Annotated in this window: 1 protein-coding gene; it reads left to right on the top strand. The window is 73.9% G+C overall.

Going from position 1 to position 679, the window contains the following annotated elements:
- Window positions 1-55 precede the first annotated feature (55 nt).
- A partial coding sequence (locus HC022_RS28190; RefSeq protein WP_167454559.1) for a cobyrinate a,c-diamide synthase occupies window positions 56-679 on the top strand: 624 nt, incomplete at its 3' end.

Raw genomic sequence — 679 nt, 5'->3', positions numbered from 1 at the left:
CAAAGCGCGGAAAGCCCGTGGCGCGGCTGGACCCCCGAGGCGGAGGGTGGCGGCAATGGCTGAGGTGCCGGGCCTGCTGATCTCGGCCCCATCGTCGGGGACCGGCAAGACCACGGTGATGCTGGGGCTGCTGCGGGCACTGGCCGAGGACGGACTCGCGGTGCAGCCCTTCAAGTCGGGCCCCGACTACATCGACCCGGCCTTTCACCGCGCCGCCAGCGGGCGCGCGTCTTTCAACCTCGACGGCTGGGCCATGGGGCCGTCGCTCTGGCAGGCCATTGCCGCGCAGGCAGAGGGCGCCGGGATCTGCGTCGCCGAGGGCTCCATGGGGCTCTTCGACGGGGTGGCCACGCGCGGGCAGCAGGGCTTCGGCTCGAGCGCCGAGACCGCACAGGCCATGGGCTGGCCGGTGGTGCTGGTGATCGACGTGAGCGGGCAGGCGCAGAGCGCCGCCGCCACCGCGCTTGGGTTCCGCGACTACTTGCCCGGCCTCCCCTTCGCAGGGGTGATCCTGAACCGTGTGGCCTCGCCCCGGCACGAGCGGCTGGCCCGGCTCGGCATGGAGCGCGCCGGCCTGCCGGTGCTGGGCGCCCTGCCCCGGCGCGGCGACCTGACCCTGCCCGAGCGCCACCTCGGGCTGATCCAGGCGGTCGAACACCCGGATCTCGAGACCGCCATC

The sequence above is a fragment of the Salipiger sp. HF18 genome (genome assembly GCF_011806505.1).
GTDB lineage: Bacteria > Pseudomonadota > Alphaproteobacteria > Rhodobacterales > Rhodobacteraceae > Salipiger > Salipiger thiooxidans.
The sequence above is the reverse complement of the archived record's forward strand: the minus strand, read 5'-3'. Positions and strand labels throughout refer to the sequence as shown.